Below are 14,051 nucleotides of genomic sequence, written 5' to 3'. Positions count from 1 at the left end.
ACGTCAATCAATGAACGGTCGGTCGGTGTGGGGTCAACAAAGCGCGGCCCCAGCCCGCGGCGTCGTGGTACTCGGCGAACCAGGTCCGCAACAGGTAGACGAACAGCAGGTCCAAGAGCCCGTCCCGCGCTGTTGCCCGGTCGTCGCCCTGCGCGGTGTCCCCGTCCAGCAGCGCCATGGCGATGAGGAAGTCCTCGTGGTCCAGGCCGTGCAGCGCGCCGCCCGGGATGATCTGCTCCGGGTCCTGCGCCTGCCCGGACCGCTGGTAGTGCTCCCGCGCGGTGATGAAGCAGCTTGGCACGGCCGCGGCGAGGCGCGGCTCGACGAGCGTGAGCCAGCAGGTGAGGGTACCGCCGCCGCTGTTGCCGGCGGCACCTATCCGCGCCGGGTCGACTTCCGGGCGCGCGGCCCGGTAGTCCAGCATCCGTCTCGCGTCCGACACGAAGTACCGCGCGATGGAGTCACCGGCCCACCAGCACTGGATGCCGGCGTGCGAATGCTCGGGGACGTTGGCCGCGATGACCTCGTTGCCGCCGGCGTCCAGGCTGGCGCTACGCATTGGCCCGGCGGAGGCGGTCGGCTGCCTGCGCCCGCAGCGCCTCGCCGCCCGCGGGGCTGCCACCGCACAGTGCCATCTCCCGGGCGTTGTAGGCAGCCATCCACAAGCTGGCCGCCCACGCGACCTCCAGCTCCGCAGCCGTGAACAAGCGCCCTCGAAAATCTTGATAAGCCATCAGGAACGCCTCGGAGCTTTCGATCGGCGCCAGCGTGGGCGGCCCGGAACTGGCGAACGACCCGCTCGCCGCCCCCACCAGCGCCGCCTCCGGCTGCCACGCCAGGCTGTCCCAGTCGTGCACCGCCCACACCTGGCGTCCCCGCCAGCGCAGGTTTTGCGCCTCGAAGTCGGCGTGGCCGAGCACGCACGGCAAGCCGGCGGCCAGCAGCCGCTTCCGGGCCCGCTCAGCCGTCGCCACGATGTGCTCGGACACGACGCTCTGGTCCCGGCCGTCGAGAAAGTCGATCGCCGGCCACAGCCCGGATTCGGTGTGGTCCCACCGCACCCACGGCGGATTCGGCAGCGGCGGCGCCACGCGCACGCCGGCGAGCTCGGCCATCAGCGGGGCGAAGACCTCCGCGCACCACACAGCAATGTCCGGCGAGTCCCCCTGCAACACCTCGCCTCCCGGCCGGTACTCCTCGGCGTGCACGGCCAGCGCACCGACACCGACCACCGGCGTGAGCGGACGGGCACACGCAAACCCGCGCCCAGCCAGCTCGGCCTGCGCCGCGACACACGACGCGGCCCGGCCGTCGTCGGAGCGCGCCTTGACCACGACGTCCCGGCCATCGGCCAACCGCAGCCCGAACACCATCGAGACCTGCCGCGAGTGGAACAGCACGTCGGCGGGCTGGCCGCCCAGATGGTCCAGACACCAAGCCGGCAACCAGTCCGGCACCTCGTCCAACGGCACACCCAGGACTGTGCCACACCCCGGAAGCCACACTTTGGACGTTCCGGTACCTACCACCTCTGCGAGGGCGGCCACCGAGCGTCATCATCGCCGCCCTGAGTCAGGCGCCGCGTTCACCCACTCCCTCTACCTGCGTCAACCCGCCGCCGCAAGCTTTCCCGCCGTCCGAACATTTCCGGAACACTTCCGGAAGTTGTTGACAGTGTGACCGACTGGTATCGATACTGCCCTTCAAAGACATACATGAATACCGATCACATGACACCTAGCATTGAGGAAGGTCCCGTGAGCAGCACCCTGAGACAGCGCAAAAGGTTCACGAGCATAGCTTTGCCGACCGCGGTCCTGCTGGTGGTCGGCGGCGCCGCGGCGATCCAGTCCGTCGGCCCGGCCGCCGCGGCCGAGACGACGCTGCGGGCCGCGGCCGCCAATGCCGGGCTGTTCTTCGGGGTCGCTGCCTCACCCGGCCGGCTCAGCTCGATCGTCGCCCAGGAGTTCAACCAGCTGACCCCTGAGAACGACATGAAGCCGGCCACGATCGCCACGTCGTCCGGTGGGCTGCAGAACACGGGCAACGCCGACACGCTGGTCAACTACGCCCAGACCAACAACATGCTGGTACGCGGCCACACGCTCGTGTGGCACTCGCAGGCCGGCTCACTGCAGGGTGCCAACCAGGCGACGCTGAACACCTTCATCGGCAACGCCATCAACCGCTGGGGCAACCGGATCGCGTACTGGGACGTCGTCAACGAGGCGCTCGACGACAACAACACCGGCAACCGCCGCACCCAGTGGCCGCACACGCTGAACCGGGACGCGAACGGCGACGGTGACTTCTTCGACAGCGGCGACACCGACGTCATCCGCGACTCGTTCATCCGGGCCAAGCAGGTCGTGCAGGCCGGTGGGTTCAGCACCAAGCTGTGCATCAACGACTACGACGTCGAAGGCCTGACGGTCCGGGGCGGCACCCCTAACCGCAAGGCCAACGCGCTGTACGACATCGTCCGCACCTACCGGCAGTACATCGACTGCGTCGGGTTCCAGGCGCACTTCAACGACAACCCGAACAGCATCATCTCCGATGACCTGCAGGCCAACATCCAGCGCTTCGCCGACCTCGGCGTCGAGGTGCACATCACCGAGCTGGACATCGACGACGACCTGAGCAACAACGACATCGGCACCGGCCAGGCGGAAAACTACCGCAAGGTCGTGCGCGCCTGCCTGAACGTCTCGCGGTGCACCGGCATCACCGTGTGGGGCATCGCCGACAGCGAGTCGTGGCGCTCCTCGGAGCGGGGTCTGCTGTTCACCGGCAGCAGCGGCAACTACCAGAAGAAGGCCGCGTACACCGCGGTCCTGGAGGAGCTGAACCGCGGCCGCGGCGGCCCCACCTCGAGCCCGACCGTGTCGCCGTCGGTCTCTCCGTCGGTTTCTCCGTCGGTCTCCCCGTCCGTGTCGCCCTCGGTGTCTCCGTCGGTCTCGCCGTCCGTGTCGCCGTCGGTCTCACCGAACCCGAACCCCGGCTGCTCGGCCTCGGTCTCGCTGAACGCCTGGACCGGCGGCTTCGTCGCCACGGTGCGGGTCACCGCCGGCAGCGCGCCGATCAACGGGTGGAATGTGCGGCTCACCCTGCCGTCCGGCGCCACGGTGACCAACGCGTGGAACGCCAACCGCAGCGGCAATACGGGCGCCGTGCAGTTCACCAACGTCAGCTACAACGGCCGGGTTAACGCCGGCCAGTCCACCGAGTTCGGTTTCCAAGGCACCGGGACGGCCACCGGCCTGAGCCCGGTGTGCACCGCCTCCTGAGAGCACCCTTTCAGTCCGGGACGGGCGCGATTCGCCCGTCCCGGACCTTTTATTCTTTAAATCGGTGTGATCGCTCCAGTCCCCTCTATATGCGCGTCACGACCAGCCCGCTATGCGGACCGTGGTAAAAGTGATTCGTTTAAAAGCGCAAAATGCTGGGGGCGACGATGGGTGGAAACATAATCCGCGGGCGGGTGTGGCAACGACTCGGCGTCCTGGTCGCGGTGCTCATTCCCGTGGTCTTCGTCATCGCATTGCTCGCTCGCGACGTCGACGGCTTCGCCTTCACTCCACGCTGGTCTGCGGTATTCGCGGCGTGGGCCCTGCTGACCATCACTCTGGTGCTCGACATGCTGGTGCGCCTGCAGGCCGACGAGTCGGTCGAGAAGACCGTGCGGGCGGCCGCGCCGCAGGTGGAGGCGGCCCGCAACGCCGCCGGCGACATCGCCGACGCCGCGCGGGCCGGCGGCGGCGCCGCAGCCACGGATGCCGACGCGCAGGCAGCGAGCAAGGTCGCGGTCAGCGCGACCGCCGAGCAGGCAGCCGCCCAGGTACGCGCCCGCCGCGCCGGCATGAAGTCGCTCGTGATCGGCAGCGACGGCCGCGCATCCACCAGCAAGGTCCAAGCGGTGCTGTGGACCTACGCGGTGCTGTTCACCCTCGTGTATATGAGCGTGCTCGGCCGGCGACTTTTCGGCGGTCTAGACACGCCCGGCGTCCGCCGCTACGGCGACGCGATGAAAGAGTTCCTCGACGCCGGCTTCCGGCCCGAGTACATCGCCCTCCTCGGACTCCCCATCGCCGGCGCGGTGGCGGCGAAAGGCATCATCTCCGGCAAGGTGGCAAACGAACAGATAGTCAAAACCCCCGACACCAGCGAACCCGGCGTAGGCCGCGGCCTGGCCGAACTGGTCAGCGGTGACAAAGGCCAAGCCGACCTGCTCGACTTCCAGTACGCCGCGTTCAACCTCGTGACCCTGATGTACTTCTTCATCATTTTCGCCACCACGAGCGCGATCGAGCCGAGCAAGGGCCTGCCCACCATCCCCGCGACCCTGCTCAGCCTCGCCGGCGTATCGACGCTCGCCTACCTCGCCAAAAAGCAACTGGAGACCGGCCTGGCACCGGTCGTCACCTCGGTGACGCCGATGCGCGTGCGGCTGGGCACCGACCGCGAAATCCTCATCACCGGCGAGGGCTTCCACGCACAGGGACGGGCGGCCACGACGTTCAACCAGGTCCTGCTCGACGGCCGCCCACTGCCCGTCCGCGAATGGGCACCCACGTCGGTCACCGCGGTCCTACCGACCAATGTGGACCGAAAAGCGCTGGAGGCACTCGGCTGGAAGGCAAACCCCGCCGCCGAAATCATCGTCCGGGACGACACGGGCAGCGGCAGCCCGGCCGTCAAAATCGACGTTCAACTGCCCTAAACACATTGAGCTACCGCGACGTCCGCGGTGGTCCGGACCGTTGCTCCCGCGGCCTCACCCTCCGCGGTCGGGCTGCTCCCGCGCGGCCCGCACCGCCGCGTCGTTACGCCGCGACGGCTTGGTGGAGCAGGTCCATGGCCACCTCTACGTAGGGCGGGATGGCGCCGCGCCGCTGGAAGTCTTTGGCACGCAGCAGGAGCTGTCGCTGCCCGGCGTCGATCTCGCGGCCCAATACGCTGCGCAGGAAGCGGTCGGCCTTCGCCCGGACATCGTCCGCTGGCGGGTGGTCGGTCAGCAGAGCCAGGGCGCGGTCGATCGCTGCCTGTCCGTCTGGGAGGTAGAGGTAGTCCTCGCCGGTGGGCAGTCGTTGCTGGCTCAGGTCGATGCCGTAACGGAAGTAGACGTCCACCAGGTCGGCGCCGGAGAAGTCGTTGTCGCGAAATTCGTTGCGCTCCCGCAGATACAGCTGTTCGGCGGACGGCTCGATGCCATCCTGCTCACACCGCCGGACGTACGCGGCGAACCGGTTGCGGGCGCCGAGTGGCTCGGGGCGTCCCCAGAACTGGCTGGACCGGATTTGCCCGGTGAACACGCAGTCGACCAGCTCGAGGTAGTGGCTTTCCCACCCGCGCAGGTCGACGTCTCGGAAGGAACAGCGTACGAACCTGGTGAACCCGCTGCCCATCCGCGCTATCCGGGAGCCGTCGAACGAGCAGTCGATGTACTCGGAAACCATGACACCGGCGCCGAGGCTCGCGGACTCCACCCGCAGGCGTTCGAAGCGGCATCGGGTGAACACCGAGCCGACTGCGGCCAGCTGGACCAGCCGCCGGCCGGACAAATCGGCCTCGTGCAGGTGCTGCTCGCGGAAGACAAGCTGCTGGTCGGGGTTCAGGGGTGGCCGCCGGTTAAGACGTCGATGCCGTCCAGGGTGAAGGGGCCGCTGACTACGCGCACCGTCAGGTTGTGGTGGCGTTGCGGCAGGTCGCGCAGCCAGTGCGAGGTCTGCCTCGTGCCGGTGGGCCCGACCTGCACCGTGTACGGCGCTTGGTCGTCGATGGTTACCTCCAGCGTCGCCGCCCCCGTCGCTCCGAACAGGTTCAGGCCGGTGCCAGTGAAGGCTAGCGCCAGCGACTGGCCGGCCGCCAGCACGTGGTGCGTGCGGTTGAAGTGGGCGAAGCCGACCTGGGCGAACGTGAAGCCGTCGGGATAGGTGACGCTGGGGTCGGAGTCGTCGGTCTTCACAGACTTCCAGGGCTGGCCCTTGATCGGCGTAACGGCGAGGTTGTCAAACTCGGTGTTGTAGTAGCCGCTGACCAGGGCGACGCGCCCGGCCAGCACCGGGTTGACGGACGTGTCGGCCCACGAGGTGAGTGGGTCGCCGTCGAGCGTGGCGGTGATGACGTTGCCGCTGGCCGCCACGGACAGCTTGTGCCACGCGGCGGCGTCGAATCCTGCCACCGTGCCGGACGCGACCACGGTGTCGAGCTTGCGCAGCTCCCACCGGCCGTCCTCGTGTACGCGGGCGGCGTACGTGGCCTGGTCGCCGCCGCGGGCCACGACCTGCCGCACGCCCAGGCCGGCGAAGTTGGCCAGCGTCGCGTCACGGTCGACCTGGTCGAGCCGGAAGTCGACGGTCGCGGTGTAGTCGGCCCAGCGGTGGTCGCCGAGCACCGTTGACGGTGCGGCGGTCGACGGCACGTTCTGCCGGCCGTCGCCCCACACGTTCCACACGTAGCCGCGGTTGTGGGCGTGGTTCTGCTGCCGCAGCACGTGGCGGTGGCGCCGGTCGCCGGTCGCGACCACCTCGAACGCGCCGTCCTGGTCGGCCGTGTACCGCGGTGTGCCGCCGCGGCGCTGCAGGTAGGTCATCTTGCGGCCGCCGACCACGGTGGCCGGGTAGTCGTCGTACTCGAAGTTGTCCCGGTAGGGCAGAGCGAGGATCTCGTCCCGCGCCCGCGGTGCGAACTCCCCCGGCCGGTACCGATCCGTGCTGCCGTGGACGCCGCGCGCGAGCGTGGAGAGGGTGAGGATCGAGTACGCCGGCACCCGCACGCGGTACACGTCGTGCTCGACGCCGTCGATCACCTCGCCGCGCACGGGGGCGTAGTAGCCGACGTTCTGGAAGTAGTTGGCGTCGTACCGCTGCGCCGCGTCCGGGCCGCGCGTCTGCCACGCGTACAGCGGGCGGCCGCGCTCGCCGAGGTCCGCCACCTTGACCTCGAAGTACCGGTCGGTGCGTGTGTTGTTGGCGTGCACCTGCGTCCACTGTGGAGTGCCGGTGGCGCCGGCGGGTGTGCGGGCGGTCAGGACGGTGCGGGTGGAGGTGTCGACGTTGGTGCCGCCGTCGCCCTTGGTGCCGTCGCCGCCGGTGGCACCTTCGATGTACTCCCATCCGCTGCCGACGAACTGGTGGAAGTGGCGCACGGTGACGATCCCGACGTCGCCCTCCCAGTAACCGGACCACGGGTCGGAGGCGCGGATGAGGTGCTTGGGGGAATACTGCGTGCCTTCGTACATGGCGCTGACGGCCGGCTGGAATAGGAAGGTCGTCATGTGCGCCGGGTTGCTGCCGGCCCCGCTCCACCGGTACGCGTTGATGAACCGGTCCGCGATGTCGGCGGCGGAGACGGTGCCGCCGACGCCGCCGCGGCTCGGGTCGGCGGCGAGGCGGTACTGCGGGTCGATCATCGGGGCGACACCCTCGGAGTAGAGGATCGGCAGCCCGTACTCCTTGTTGAGCCGGGTGACGTTCGGCCCGCCTTCGATGTCGTAGTGGAAGCCGAGCGCGTCGACGTAGGCCAGCGCCTCCGGGTCGGCCAGGATCCGCCCGGCGACGTTGTTGCCGTCGCGGTAGGAGTCGAGCGCCACGATCTTGATTTGCGAGTAGTCGTAGCGCGCGTCCGGTGCGGCCGCGTCCCGCTCGAGCCACTTGGCGAACTGGACCGTCCAGTTGAGCTCTGCGGCCTGGTAGTTGGCGTGCCGGACCTCGTTTTGCGCCGGGCTCATCCAGTCGAACTCGACACCGAACGTGTCGTGGGCGGCGTCGATCGTCTCCTTGTACCACTGGTACCGCTTGGTCCAGTCGTTGCCGGTCCACGAGGGCTCGCCCCAGCGCAGCGCCTCGACCTCCACGTCGGGGTTGATCCGCTGGGCGTCGGCGATGAAGTGGAAGCCTGCGCCGCGCAACACGTTGGCCGGCTCGCCGGCGTCGCGTTTGGTCGCCGGCTCGGCGCCGGACGAGCTGTTGCTGTCCGAGCCCAGCTCGACCTTGATGTGTCTGAGTCCCGCGCCCTCGTCCGGGTCGAAGAGCATCCGCATGATCTTCCAGTAGGCGCGCGGGTTTTCCTCCTTGTAGTCCAGCAGCAGGTTGGAGGTGTTGTTGCAGGAGACCGAGCCGAAGCCGCCGAATACGTTGTGCGCCGCGCCGTCGGCTCGGCGCTCGACGTCGCCGCCGTCGACGACGAGCTCCCGCCAGTCGATCGACGGGTCGTCCAGGCGCAGCTCGGGCAGGCCGCCGCGTGGCGCCGCCAAGGTGGCCGGCGGAGCGGGCGCGGCAGACGCGGGCGGCGGCCCGACCAACGCGGCGGCCAGCACCACCGCGGTCGAGGCGGCCAGGACGGCCACCCGCCGCCGCGAGTGTCCAAATACGAGGGTCATGAGCGGTCTCCTGCCGTCGCCGACCGGCCGGCCGGCGCTCGGCCCCGAGGCGCGGGCGACCAGCCGGAAGCGTCCCAGGCGATCCTGTCCTGGTTAACGCTCACACGCAACATCGACGTCCATGCGTATTTCACGCGTCGCGGCGGCGCAGCACCCAGTAGCCGCCCAGGACCGCGGCGAGTGCCCACAGTGCCAGCAGGCCCAGACCGGTCCACGCGCCGTAGTCGCGGGCCCAGCGCGGGTCGTCCTGCGGGCCGGCCAGGTGCATGGCGACCCAGCCGGTCTGGTCGGGCAGAAACTGGGTGACCTTGCGGATCGCCGGGATGTTGCCCAGGCCCTGAGAGCCCAGGAAGAGCACCGGCAGCAGGCCGCCCAGCGCGGCCGCGGTGTGCCGCACCATCGTGGCCAGGCCGAACGCGAACACGCACATCAGCGTCAGGTAGATCCCGGCGCCCACGCACGCCCGCACCGCCTCGCCGGTCAGCGCAGCCCGCCCGGCCAGGAACGTGACCGGCACCGTCAGCGCGGACGCCGCGGCCGCGACAGTGGTGACGGCGCCCAGCTTGGCCAGGTAGAAGCGGCCGCGGTGCGGCACGGCGGCCAGCGAGGCGCGGATGGTGCCGGAGGAGTACTCGCTGGTCACGGCCAGCGCGCCGAACACGACAAGCGCCATCTGCCCGATGGTCAGCGGCAGGAACGTGGCGAACAGCGGGTCGTACCCCTCCCGCCACTCCGCGTCGCGCAGGCTCAGCTCCAGCAGGTAGGCCAGGCCGGCGCTCACCACCAGGAACGCGGCCAGCGTCCAGGGCGTGGACCGCACCGTGCGCAGCTTCGTCAGCTCGGAGATCACCGCGCACCACCGGTCAGCGCCAGGAACCCGGCCTCCAGCGAGCCGTGCGCGGCCACGAACTGCGGCAGTGGCGTGTCGGCCAGCAGCCGCCCCTGATGGATCACCACCAGGTGGTCGGCAGTCTGCTCCATCTCGCTCATCAGGTGGCTGGATACGAACACCGTGCGGCCCTGCGCGGCGAGCTCGCGCAGCAGGCCGCGGATCCAGTACACGCCCTCGGGGTCCAGGCCGTTGACCGGCTCGTCGAGCAGCAGCACCGGCGGGTCACCCAGCAGCGCGGCCGCGATGCCGAGCCGCTGCGCCATCCCCAGTGACAGCGCCTTGGCCCGCTTGCCGCCCACGCCGGCCAGCCCGACCAGCTCCAGGACCGCGGCGACCCGCGCGGCCGGCAGCCGGTTGCTCTGCGCCAACCACAAAAGATGGTGGTACGCCCGCCGCCCGCCATGCGTCGACTTCGCCTCCAGCAGCGCGCCCACCTTCGTCAGCGGCCGCCGCAGGTCGCGGTAGCGGGCGCCGTCGATGCGTACGTGCCCGCCGGTGGGGTGGTCCAGATCGAGCATCATCCGCATGGTGGTGGACTTGCCGGCGCCGTTCGGGCCGAGGAAGCCGGTCACCACGCCGGGCCGCACGGTGAACGACAGCCGGTCGACCGCTACCGTCCGCCCGTACCGTTTCTCCAGGTCACGCACCTCGATCACGGTGGCCACGCTAGGCAGGCGCGCGGCGGCCGGCAGTCGGCGAAAGTCGCACGGTGGCCGCGACGAAGGTTGACGGACGTACCCTTCGGGCGTGGGCCGACACCTCCTCGCCGCCGGCGTCGTCGCCGCGGACACCGCCATCCTGGCCGCCGGGCGTCCCGGGCTGGCCTGGGTGGGCCTGTTGCTGGCGGTGGCCGCGCTGCTGTCGTACCGGATGCCGCTTTTCGGTTTCGCGGCGGGACTGGTGCTGAGCGCGGTCACCGGACTTGCGTACCTGATGCTGCTCTGGACCGCCTTCCGCGCCGGACGCGCGGTCGGTGGCCGGCGTGACGCGGTGGCCGCGCTGGGGGTCGCCGCCGGCGGCCTGGCGTTCCTGCTGTCGCTGCGGCCGGCGGACGCGGGCGCGATCCCCCAGCTGGTGGTGGCGCACCTTGTCTTCGTGGCGCTGCCGCTGCTGGTCGGCGCCTACCTGGCCCAGCAGGAGCGGCTGACCGCGGCGCTGGCCGACCAGGCGCGCCTCGGCGAGCGGCTGCGGATCGCGCGGGACATGCACGACTCGGTCGGCCGGCGGCTCAGCCTCGTCTCGATCCAGGCGGCCGCACTGGAGGTCGCGGACCTGCCGCCGCCGCAGGCGCAGGCCGTGCGCCGGCTCGCCGCCGCGGCGCGGGAGGCGATGGACGAGGTGTACGGGGTGGTCGGCGCGCTGCGCGACACCCCCGACGTGGCGGCGGTGGATGCGCTGGTGGCCGAGTTTCGCGCGGCGGGCGTGCCGGTGCGGCTGTCGCAGCGGGGCAGCGCCCGCGCGCTGCCGGCGGCGGCCGGCGAGGCCGCCTACCGGGTGGTCGAGGAGGGCCTGACCAACGCCGCCAAGCATGCGCCGGACCGCCCGGTCGCGGTCGAGCTGGCCTGGGAGCGGCGCGCGCTGCGGGTCACGCTCACCAACCCGGGTCCGCCGGGCGCGGCCGCCGCGGCGGGTGCGGGTCGCGGGCTGCAAGGGCTGACCGAGAGGGTACGGCTGGTGGGCGGCCGCCTCGGGTACGGCACCACCGACGGGGCCTTCCGGCTCGGCGCGACGCTGCCACTGCACCCGCCGCCGGCGCCGGCCGCACTGCGCCGGCCGGTGCTTGTCGGCACGGTCGCGGCGGTGCTGCTGTTCCTGCTGCTGCCGGCCACGATGATGCTGGGCGTGGCATGATCCGCGTGCTGGTGGCCGACGACGAGCCGCTGATCGCCGCGGGCATCCGCACGGTGCTGGAGTCGGCCGGCGACATCGAGGTGGTCGCCGAGGCCGGCAACGGCCGCGCCGCGGTCGAGGAGGCGATCCGTCACGAGGTCGACGTGGCGCTGCTGGACATCCGCATGCCGCTGCTGGACGGTCTTGCCGCGGCCGAGGAGCTGCGCCGCCGCGCTCCGGACGTGCGCGCTGTGGTGCTCACCTCGTACGGCGCCGAGCCCAACGTGCTCCGCGCGATCCAGGGCGGCGCGTGCGGCTTCCTGCTCAAGAACTGCGCGCCGGACGAGCTGGTGCGCGCCGTGCGGGCCGCGCGCGACGGCGAGGCGTACCTGTCCCCCGCCGTCACCCGCCTCGTCCTCGGCCTCGTCGCGCCCGAGCGGGCCGCCCGCCAGCGGCAGGCCGCGGCCCGGCTGGCGGCGCTCGCCCCGCGCGAGGCGGATGTGGCCCGCCTGGTCGGCGAGGGGTTGTCGAACGCGGACATCGGCCGCCGCCTGGGCATGAGCGAGCCGAGCGTCAAGACGTACGTGAGCCGGGTGCTGACCAAACTCGACTGCGCCAACCGGGTACAGGCGGCGCTGCTGGTGCGCGAGGCCGCCGTTCTGCCAAGGGCAGAAGACCTGCGCTGACAGCGAAAGATCGATCACCGGCCGGCGGGGCGACCCTACTGTTGTCGCATGAGCGATCAGACCCTCGACGACGCTGTGTACAACCGCCTGCTCAAGGAGCGCATCATCTTCCTGGGCAGCGAGGTCAACGACGTGGTGGCCAACCGCATCTGCGCGCAGTTGCTGCTGCTGGCCGCGGAGGACCCGCAGCGCGACATCAACCTGTGGATCAACTCACCCGGCGGCTCGGTGTACGCCGGGCTCGCCATCTACGACACGATGCAGTTCATCGACAACGACGTGTCCACTGTGGCCATGGGGCTGGCCGGCTCGATGGGCCAGTTCCTGCTCTGCGCCGGCACTCCTGGCAAGCGGTACTCGCTGCCGCACGCGCGCATCATCATGCACCAGCCCTCCGGCGGCATGGGCGGCACCGCGGCCGACATCGCGATCCAGGCAGAGCAGATGGTGTTCACCAAGCGGTCGCTGCTGGAGATGATCGCGCACCACACCGGCCAGACCTACGAGCAGGTCGTGCAGGACGCCGACCGGGACCGCTGGTTCACCGCCGAGGAGGCCCGCCGGTACGGCTTCATCGACAAGGTCATCACCGGTGCGGACCAGGTACCGGAGGGCGCCGGCACGCTCGCCTAGCGCCCGGGTCCGCGGCCCGTCGGCTCGTCGGATGGCCGCGAGGCCATTGAGGGGGTGCCGTGCCGCGGACGTTCCGGCTGGTTCACGGTCTGGTATCAGGCGCGCTGGCGTTCGTCCTGTTGTTGGAGGAGTTCTTCGACCGCGCTCGGCAGCGTTGTTTCGAAGTCGATCAGCTTGGCCCAGGTCGGGGTCACGACGATCCGGACCATGCCGTCGCGGTAGAGCGAACGCACCCCCACCTCCCACTCGACCCGTTGCTCGGGCGACATCTCGTAGCTGGTGGCCACCTTCATGTACTCGTCCGGGATGCCATCGACGGGGTCCAGGTCGACCTGACCGCGCAAAAGCAAGATCTTGGGTGGGTGTACCTCGGTGTCGATCGTCAGCGCGACGGCCGGGTTCGCCTTCAGGGCGGGCAGTTTCGGGGCGTTGGGTGGGGTGCACATGACGATCTGCGTGCCGTTCCAGGTGAACCCGATCGGAATGTTCCGGGGCGTGCCGTCCTTGGCGACGTAAGCCAGGCGAGTTATGTCGCGGGCCAGTAGTTCCTGGCTGGTCGGGCGGTTCAAAATCTCGGCCAGCTCGTTCGGCTGCATCATCGTTCTCCTTCGTCGCGGCTCAGTGGTCGGCGGTGGCCAGGGCCGGGCAGCATGATCAGCAGCAGCGCCGCGAATCGCGAGCGTCATCATCGCCGTCTCCCCTTTGTCGTGTACCGGAAACAACGATGCCGCCCGCCAATCGATAAGTCCAATGCCGACTTCCTTGGTAACTCATAAGTAGGATCTATGGATCGGCCCGGCCGGATACGGCTGGCTGGCTTCAACTCCGTCATTCACCGCCGCGGCGGTCAACCCGGCCCGAACACCAACCGCAGGTGAACCTCTTCCCATACGCCACCGTCCACATTCGCTGCGAGGACGTGTGAGGCATCATGCCGACCGGCGGCTTCAGGGCGACTTCACCGCCGCGGCCGTACCTTTCGGCGTCCTGGTGGCGCACGCTGTCGAGCAGGGCGAGCGCCTCGCGCCAGGCGTCGCCCGCGGCGGCGGTGTCGCCCACGTGGCCCGATACGGGCACGTGGCCGTATCGGTTACGAAGAGGGCGGCCGTGACCTCTGGTGTCTTGGGGTAGGTACCTCTCTTCGGCGAAAACCCAGGCGGGTTCGTCCCTAGCGTGAGAAGTAGCCGCGTGAACGAGGCTGTAGCGCGGATGGGTTGTGGAGGAGCCATGGCTGCGATAACGCGGAACGACGCGCCTGTCGCGATCGAGGATGGCGGCGTGGAACTGCGCATGGAGGAAGTCGGGGGCGACTTGACCGTCGCGTTCGTGCGGCTTCCGAAGGGGACGGACCTGGCGCCGGCTGTCAAGGGACTGCCGGATGACATGTGCCAGTGCCCTCACTGGGGATACCTGTTCAAGGGCCGGCTGAAGATGCGGACGAAGCTTGGAGACGAGATCTACGAGGAGGGGCAGGCCTTCTACTGGCCTCCTGGGCATGTTCCGGAGGCGCTTGAGGATTGCGAGTACGTGGATTTCTCGCCCACCAGCGAGTTCAAGAACGTTATTGACCACGTCAAGTCCCAGATGGGCTGACGACCGAAGAGGACTCGTCCGCCGCGGGACGGGG

General features: G+C 70.0%; 13 protein-coding genes and 1 pseudogene. 6 read left to right on the top strand and 8 right to left on the bottom strand.

Going from position 1 to position 14,051, the window contains the following annotated elements; genetic code table 11:
- Positions 1 to 7: 7 nt before the first annotated feature.
- Positions 8 to 559 (bottom strand): alpha/beta hydrolase family protein, encoded by a 552-nt coding sequence (locus tag Phou_RS54875; protein WP_173072065.1) that lies wholly within the window; start codon positions 557 to 559, stop codon positions 8 to 10.
- On the bottom strand, positions 552 to 1,472 hold the full coding sequence (locus Phou_RS50250) for an aminoglycoside phosphotransferase/kinase family protein (protein ID WP_173072063.1): 921 nt from the start codon (positions 1,470 to 1,472) through the stop codon (positions 552 to 554). Before Phou_RS50250 ends, Phou_RS54875 begins: the two co-directional genes overlap by 8 nt.
- Positions 1,473 to 1,730: 258 nt before the next feature.
- Here Phou_RS50250 and Phou_RS50245 point away from each other — a divergent pair, with 258 nt between their 5' ends.
- Positions 1,731 to 3,290, top strand: coding sequence for an endo-1,4-beta-xylanase (locus tag Phou_RS50245; RefSeq protein WP_173072061.1), 1,560 nt, complete (start codon positions 1,731 to 1,733; stop codon positions 3,288 to 3,290).
- Between the two features lie 167 nt (positions 3,291 to 3,457).
- A complete protein-coding gene (locus Phou_RS50240) occupies positions 3,458 to 4,723 on the top strand; it encodes an IPT/TIG domain-containing protein (RefSeq protein WP_173072059.1) in 1,266 nt (421 codons plus the stop codon).
- A 103-nt stretch (positions 4,724 to 4,826) separates the two neighbouring features.
- On the opposite strand, the gene Phou_RS50235 is transcribed toward Phou_RS50240, so the two are convergent.
- The 4 genes and pseudogenes from Phou_RS50235 to Phou_RS50220 form a co-directional block, all read right to left on the bottom strand.
- Entirely contained in the window at positions 4,827 to 5,564 is a 738-nt protein-coding gene (locus Phou_RS50235) for a hypothetical protein (protein WP_173072057.1), read from the bottom strand.
- A gap of 50 nt (positions 5,565 to 5,614) precedes the next feature.
- Entirely contained in the window at positions 5,615 to 8,383 is a 2,769-nt protein-coding gene (locus Phou_RS50230; protein WP_173072056.1) for a glycoside hydrolase family 30 protein, read from the bottom strand.
- Between the two features lie 130 nt (positions 8,384 to 8,513).
- Positions 8,514 to 9,233 carry an ABC transporter permease subunit gene (locus Phou_RS50225; protein ID WP_173072054.1) on the bottom strand — a complete coding sequence of 240 codons (720 nt, stop codon included), beginning with the start codon at positions 9,231 to 9,233 and terminating at the stop codon, positions 8,514 to 8,516.
- A gap of 53 nt (positions 9,234 to 9,286) precedes the next feature.
- Positions 9,287 to 9,931, bottom strand: a pseudogene (locus Phou_RS50220) (ABC transporter ATP-binding protein); the annotation flags it as partial.
- A gap of 91 nt (positions 9,932 to 10,022) precedes the next feature.
- Between Phou_RS50220 and Phou_RS50215 the strand changes: the two are divergent.
- The 3 genes from Phou_RS50215 to Phou_RS50205 are packed head-to-tail and all read left to right on the top strand — an operon-like array spanning position 10,023 to position 12,424.
- Positions 10,023 to 11,126 (top strand): sensor histidine kinase, encoded by a 1,104-nt coding sequence (locus tag Phou_RS50215; protein ID WP_173072050.1) that lies wholly within the window; start codon positions 10,023 to 10,025, stop codon positions 11,124 to 11,126.
- On the top strand, positions 11,123 to 11,791 hold the full coding sequence (locus Phou_RS50210) for a response regulator transcription factor (RefSeq protein ID WP_173072048.1): 669 nt from the start codon (positions 11,123 to 11,125) through the stop codon (positions 11,789 to 11,791). The genes Phou_RS50215 and Phou_RS50210 overlap by 4 nt, the downstream gene beginning before the upstream one ends.
- 48 nt (positions 11,792 to 11,839) lie before the next feature.
- A complete protein-coding gene (locus Phou_RS50205; protein WP_173072047.1) occupies positions 11,840 to 12,424 on the top strand; it encodes an ATP-dependent Clp protease proteolytic subunit in 585 nt (194 codons plus the stop codon).
- A 95-nt stretch (positions 12,425 to 12,519) separates the two neighbouring features.
- Here the strand turns inward: Phou_RS50205 and Phou_RS50200 are convergent, their stop codons facing one another.
- Both Phou_RS50200 and Phou_RS50195 read right to left on the bottom strand, forming a co-directional pair.
- Positions 12,520 to 13,113, bottom strand: a complete 594-nt coding sequence (locus Phou_RS50200) for a pyridoxamine 5'-phosphate oxidase family protein (RefSeq protein WP_218579677.1) — start codon at positions 13,111 to 13,113, stop codon at positions 12,520 to 12,522.
- Positions 13,114 to 13,252: 139 nt separating this feature from the next.
- Positions 13,253 to 13,483 (bottom strand): hypothetical protein, encoded by a 231-nt coding sequence (locus Phou_RS50195; protein WP_173072045.1) that lies wholly within the window; start codon positions 13,481 to 13,483, stop codon positions 13,253 to 13,255.
- Positions 13,484 to 13,612: 129 nt separating this feature from the next.
- Between Phou_RS50195 and Phou_RS50190 the strand changes: the two genes are divergently transcribed.
- Complete coding sequence (locus Phou_RS50190) at positions 13,613 to 14,017, top strand: cupin domain-containing protein (RefSeq protein ID WP_218579676.1); 405 nt, start codon at positions 13,613 to 13,615, stop codon at positions 14,015 to 14,017.
- Positions 14,018 to 14,051 lie beyond the last annotated feature (34 nt).

The organism is Phytohabitans houttuyneae, assembly GCF_011764425.1.
Taxonomy (GTDB): Bacteria; Actinomycetota; Actinomycetes; order Mycobacteriales; family Micromonosporaceae; genus Phytohabitans; species Phytohabitans houttuyneae.
This window is presented reverse-complemented; position numbering and strand designations above follow the sequence as displayed.

Coding starts and splice junctions, on each gene's coding strand:
- Phou_RS54875 (WP_173072065.1), bottom strand. CDS start 559: ATGCGTAGCGCCAGCCTGGACGCCGGCGGCAACGAGGTCATCGCGGCC.
- Phou_RS50245 (WP_173072061.1), top strand. CDS start 1,731: ATGACACCTAGCATTGAGGAAGGTCCCGTGAGCAGCACCCTGAGACAG.
- Phou_RS50240 (WP_173072059.1), top strand. CDS start 3,458: ATGGGTGGAAACATAATCCGCGGGCGGGTGTGGCAACGACTCGGCGTC.
- Phou_RS50230 (WP_173072056.1), bottom strand. CDS start 8,383: ATGACCCTCGTATTTGGACACTCGCGGCGGCGGGTGGCCGTCCTGGCC.
- Phou_RS50210 (WP_173072048.1), top strand. CDS start 11,123: ATGATCCGCGTGCTGGTGGCCGACGACGAGCCGCTGATCGCCGCGGGC.
- Phou_RS50205 (WP_173072047.1), top strand. CDS start 11,840: ATGAGCGATCAGACCCTCGACGACGCTGTGTACAACCGCCTGCTCAAG.
- Phou_RS50200 (WP_218579677.1), bottom strand. CDS start 13,113: ATGATGACGCTCGCGATTCGCGGCGCTGCTGCTGATCATGCTGCCCGG.